Here is a 5,523-nt window from a genome sequence, read left to right as displayed (position 1 = left end):
GGTCCAACAACCCGAAAAAAATCTAGAATCGCCCTTTGGTGTTCAACTTGGGCTAATCGACCAACAGACCAACAGGCCAACAACCGCCTCATTTGAGCCCCAGCTCAACCAATCGCGCGTGGTCGCCCAGGTAGAAGCCTGCGTCGAGCAGCTTCTTCTGGAGCTGCTTGACGTCCAGCCTGCGAGGCGGGACGCCGCTCTTGGCGCACATGGCGGCCGCAGTCCCGGCCGCCTGCCCCATGTACATCAGGGCTTCCCGTATGCGCAGCAGCGTGTCGGGCGAGCCCGAGGCGCTGCGGCCGACGGCCATCAGGCCATCCAGTCTCTTCGGAATCATGACACGATAGGGCACATCGGTCCATTTGCATTCACCCTGCGCACAGTTGTGGCGAAGCGCGTGTGCCTCTCCGTAGACGTAGATGACGTCATCGAATCGCTTCCCCTCGATGCAATCCTGCATGGTGAGAGTGTACTCGCCTTCGATGCATGGTCCGCCGCGGGAGCCAAAGTAAGGCGCGACGGCAAGCAGGTAGAGGTTTTCGCAGCCGGGAATCTTGTCCCGGCACCGCAGTATGAACTCGAAGATGCGCCGCCGTACCTCTGATTCCAGAAGCGAGATATGCCGGGCGTCTCCCATGTTGACCTTGGGATGCGGCCTGACGAGCTCGGCTTTCACAAATCCCAGGCTGCCGGTGATGGCGGGATTGTACTGAAGCACGAGCTCCAACTGGGCCAGATCCCCGATATCGACCTTCAGATTGCGCGATTCCGCGTTGGGTGGCGTGTTGAACTTCTGGGGATCGATGCCCGCGACGATGGCGCGCGTGCCCATGCCCGTGGGGGCGTGCCCGTCGAACTCATGGCCGCTTGCCTGCGGGTAGAGCACCGGTAGACCCGCTCGGCGGGCCAGATCCGCGTCGCCGGTTGCGTCGACGACGACCTTCGCTCGCACGGCCTGACGGCCGGACTTGGTCTCCACGAACAGGCCGCGGACTCTGTTGCCCTCGATGATGGGGTCGGCCACATAGGCCGACAGGATCAGCTTGACGCCCGCCTCCTTGAGCATGCAGAAGGAGACGTACTCAGCCATATTCGAGTCGCCGACGGATTGTGGATGCGGCTTCAGGGCGGAGAACCGCTCGGCAAATTCCTTAACCAAACCGGCGATCTCGCCCTTGATCGGATCGTCGGGCGCGCCCTGCTTGATGTTGCGGCTGCGGTCGACGAATTCGTTGGCCGGCGAGTACAGACCCGGCCCGATGTTTCCTCCGACGCTGCCAAAGCGGTCGATCAGGACGGTGCTGGCCCCCTCCCGAGCGGCGGCCAAGGCCGCAAAGACGCCCGAAACACCTGCCCCGGCGACTGCCACGTCGACGTCATAGGCTACGGGAACCTGCTTGGCGGGCTCCAATACGAACCCGAGCGGCACCGCAGCCCTGCCCGGACCGTGCTCGTCTGTGGCTTGGGTCGCAGGGACATTCGGCAGAAGTGAAGAAACCGACGCAATGGCTAACAGGGCCCCGAACATAGTTGTGCTCCAATACGAACGGAGAACCGGACCGCAGGCCACGACCGAACCGCAAGCCGCATGCGCCTGCACTCATTTTGCCATCCTGTCATCGATGTTCCCGATCGTCAACAAACGGTCCAGGGCGCCTTCTTGAGCGAGGAAGAAAGGCCGCTGTTTTCGTCGGTCGTTTCTGATCGCGGGTTCGGCACCGCCGTCGTGAGGGACTGGACGCTGCTCCACCTTCTGTAGCTCATCCCGCGATGCCTCAGGGCACGTTCAGAACCAGCCGCTGGCCAGATGGCCGTTAGTCCATTGCCCCGCAACTGTTTATGATCGCAGCTCGACGCTGTGGCAATCGTTGATGGGTCGACCTACGATGGATCAGACAAGTACCAGATAAAGGGGAGTGCAGACATGGACCGATGGGAAATCAAAGTCCTGTACGATGGCGAGTGCCCGCTGTGTCGCCGAGAAGCCGACCTGCTCCGCTGGCTTGACGGCGGGCGCGGCAAGGTGTTGCTGGAGGACATCACCAGCCCGGAGTTTGACGCCGGCCGTTACGGAGTAACGACGGATCAACTGATGGGCCAGATTCATGGCGTGCTGAGCACCGGGCGGCTGGTCAAGGGCATGCAGGTTTTCAGACGAGCCTACGACGCCGTGGGGTGGGGCTGGCTGCTGGCTCCGACGAACTGGCCGATCCTTCGCCGCTGCTTCGACGCCGGATACGAGTGGTTTGCCAGGCATCGGCTGCGGCTGACGGGGCGATTGGGCCATTGTCGCACGGGTCGGTGCGGACCGCCGCGCGAGGCCGCGTGACAGCTCGCGCAGCAACATGGCCTTTCCGTCATCTGGGATCTTGGACACGGCATCAATCGCGGGTATATTCCATCTGAGCTGAGGGGCAGAGGCTTGCGCGTCCCGGCATCAGAGGGGGCATTCGATGTTTCGGGGCTTGTTGCTGCACCTTGGCGCGACCGTTCGTAGCCATCTGTATGAAGGGCGTTTCTTGCTCGCCGGACAGCAAGTGCCGGACTCGCTGCCGCACAGTGTCTTGAGAGATCGATGAGTCAGGATCCGGAATCGACCGCAGAGCTTCTTCGCGAGATCGCCGTTCTCAAGAGCCGCATCGACGAGATGGAGCGGCAGCTTGCGGAGCACCAGGAGGCCTGGCAGGCGATTCGGGACAACCAGGAGTCGCTGGAAATCCTGCTCAACGCAATTCCTGAGGCGGTCCTTCTGATTGATCCCGAGGGTATGATCCTCGAAGCCAATTGCGAGGCGGCCCGGAGATTCGGCCTGACACGGGAACAGATTCTCGGTCGGTGTGCGTTTGACCTGATTCCGCCGGAGGTGGCCGAGAAGCGTCGCCGTCAGGCTCGCAGCGTCATCGAGACGGGAGAACCGAGGCGATTTCTCGACCGACGGGACGGCCGGATCATCGACAACATCATGTCTCCGGTGTTCGGTGCGGACGGCCGTGTCGCCCGGCTGGCCGTGTTGGGAATCGACGTGACCAATCGGCAGACCGCCGAGGAAGCCCTCCGGCTGGCTTATGACGAACTCGAGACGCGTGTCGCTCAACGAACGGCGGATCTTGAGGAGGCGAATCGCAAGCTCCAGGAGGAGATCAATGAACGGAAACGGGCCGAGATGGCGGCCGCCGATCGGCACGCCCTTCAGGAACAGCTCCTGCAGACTCAGAAGATGGAAGCCGTCGGTCAGCTTGCCGCGGGCTTGGCTCACGATTTCAACAACCTCATCACCGTCATTCGCGGGTATGCCACGCAGGCCGCGGCCTCACTGTTGCCGGACCATGAGGCCCGCCGGGCCCTGCGATCCATCCTTGATGCCACGCAGCAGGCCGGCGGACTGACCCGTTCGCTGCAGATGTTCAGCCGCAAGATGCCGATCGAGCGACGGCCGTTGAATCTGCGATGTCTCGTCGAGGAGGCTGAGCGCTTCATCCGACCGACGTTGCCGGCGTCGATCACGCTGGAAGTCCTGAATGACGCCGCTTCGCCGCTATGGGTGATGGCCGACGCCAGCCAGGTGCACCAAGTGCTTCTGAATCTGGCGATCAACGCCCGTGACGCGATGCCCGAGGGCGGCCGACTGCGGATTTCGGTGCGCGAGATTGCACACAAGCACGGGCGGCGACAGGGAGACCGAGAGGCGCTGATTGCGTTCAGCGACACGGGCATCGGGATCGCAGAGGAGAGTCTGCGCAGAATCTTCGAGCCGTTTTTCACCACCAAGCCTCGCGAGCGGAACTCGGGGCTGGGCCTGGCGATCGTCCAGAGCATCGTCGAGGAACACGGCGGCCGGGTGCAGGTCGAATCAAAGCTTGGACAGGGGACGGTGTTCACGATCTTTCTACCGCTCACGGAGGCGGCGCCGCTTCTTGATGAGGGAGAGCCCGTTCAGCCCATGCCAAGAGGTAGTGGCGAGCTGATCCTCTTGGCCGAGAGCAATCCTCACCTGGCGGGCATCATTGCCTTGACGCTCGAATCGCTGGGGTATCGCGTGATTCTGGCGAGCGATGGTCGGCTTATCGCCGAGATCGCGCGGAAACAACGGGGGCAATTGCGGCTTGTAATCCTTGAGGCCGATCTGCCGGGGTGCAGAGGCACGGCCTGTCTGAGACGGATGCAGGAAGAGGGGGTGTTGTTTCCGGCCGTTGTCCTGGCAGGCCAGTCCGAGGCCGAGTCCATGGAATGCCCTCCCCATGCGGTTCTGCTGACCCGGCCCTTCGAGATGCCGCAGTTGGCCCGAACGGTGTACAATATGCTTGCGGCCGCTGAGACCAGGAAGGAGAGCATCGAGTGAACAAACCGATCACGGTTCTGCTGGTCGACGATCATGCGATGGTCCGGGGGATGCTCCGCGGGCTGTTGGAAAACACGGAGGACATTCGAGTGGTCGGCAGCGTCGCCAACGCCGCCGACGGCGTTACGGAGGCGATCCGCCACAAGCCCGATGTGATGCTCATGGACATCGACCTGCCCGGCCTGAGCTGCTTTGACGCCGCACAGACGATTCGCATCCGCTCGCCGGAGACGCGGGTGTTGTTTCTCAGCGCGTTCTTCCACGATCGTTACATTGAGCAGGCCCTCAACGTGCAGGCGTGGGGTTACATCACCAAGAGCGAGCCGGAGGAGTCGATCATCAAGGCCATCCGCAAGGTGTGCTCGGGCGTGGCGTATTTCTCGCCGGAGGTGCAGAGCCGGATCGTCGTCGACGCCAACGGCGCCCGCCTGGCTACGCCGATCCGCTCGCGGGCCTCGACGCTGTCCGACCGTGAACTCGAAGTCCTTCGCTATCTTGCCCGCGGCATGCAGAAGAAGGAAATCGCCCAGGTCATGTGCATCAGTGTCAATACGGTCAACCGGCACACCACCAGCCTCATGAACAAGCTCGACATCCATGACCGGGTGGAACTGGCACGCTTTGCCATACGGGAGGGGCTGGCGGAGGCGTGACGTCAGAGTCTTCAGTTCTCAGTTTTCAGTCTTCAGTCCTACAAGCCCGCTGATGCCAGAATCCCTTCTGACACCATTCCTTCGACGAATCCCTTCGTCATGCTGCCAAGGCGGCTTCAGGCTATCAAGACGGTCCCAGATGGGAATCTAAGACCAGCGTGAGTGGGAATCTGGGGCCGGCGTAATGGGAACCTGGGGTCGGCATGAATGGCCGACGGGGGCGTCGGCCCTACTTCATCCGCTGGTGCCAGAATCCTTTCTGGCACCATCCCTTCGACGAATCTCTTCGTCATGCTGCCAAGGCGGCTTCAGGCTATCAAGACGGTCCCAGATGGGAATCTAAGACCAGCGTGAGTGGGAATCTGGGGCCGGCGTAATGGGAACCTGGGGTCGGCATGAATGGCCGACGGGGGCGTCGGCCCTACTTCATCTGCTGGTGCCAGAATCCCTTCTGGCACCATTCCTTCGACGAATCCCTTCGTCATGCTGCCAAGGCGGCTTCAGGCTATCAAGACGGTCCCAGATGGGAAT

Annotated in this window: 4 protein-coding genes; 3 read left to right on the top strand and 1 reads right to left on the bottom strand. The window is 62.2% G+C overall.

The genetic code is table 11. The features are described 5' to 3' along the window. Positions 1-88: 88 nt before the first annotated feature. Positions 89-1,429, bottom strand: coding sequence for an FAD-dependent oxidoreductase (locus PLL20_18345; protein HPD31956.1), 1,341 nt, complete (start codon positions 1,427-1,429; stop codon positions 89-91). A 495-nt stretch (positions 1,430-1,924) separates the two neighbouring features. Here PLL20_18345 and PLL20_18340 point away from each other — a divergent pair, with 495 nt between their 5' ends. The 3 genes from PLL20_18340 (at position 1,925) to PLL20_18330 (ending at position 4,992) form a co-directional block, all read left to right on the top strand. Further along, complete coding sequence (locus tag PLL20_18340) at positions 1,925-2,329, top strand: DUF393 domain-containing protein (protein HPD31955.1); 405 nt, start codon at positions 1,925-1,927, stop codon at positions 2,327-2,329. A gap of 246 nt (positions 2,330-2,575) precedes the next feature. Continuing rightward, positions 2,576-4,339 carry an ATP-binding protein gene (locus tag PLL20_18335; GenBank protein HPD31954.1) on the top strand — a complete coding sequence of 588 codons (1,764 nt, stop codon included), beginning with the start codon at positions 2,576-2,578 and terminating at the stop codon, positions 4,337-4,339. Next, complete coding sequence (locus tag PLL20_18330) at positions 4,336-4,992, top strand: response regulator transcription factor (protein HPD31953.1); 657 nt, start codon at positions 4,336-4,338, stop codon at positions 4,990-4,992. Before PLL20_18335 ends, PLL20_18330 begins: the two co-directional genes overlap by 4 nt. Positions 4,993-5,523: the final 531 nt, after the last annotated feature.

This window comes from Phycisphaerae bacterium, from assembly GCA_035384605.1.
Lineage (GTDB): Bacteria > Planctomycetota > Phycisphaerae > UBA1845 > PWPN01 > JAUCQB01.
The sequence above is the reverse complement of the archived record's forward strand: the minus strand, read 5'-3'. Positions and strand labels throughout refer to the sequence as shown.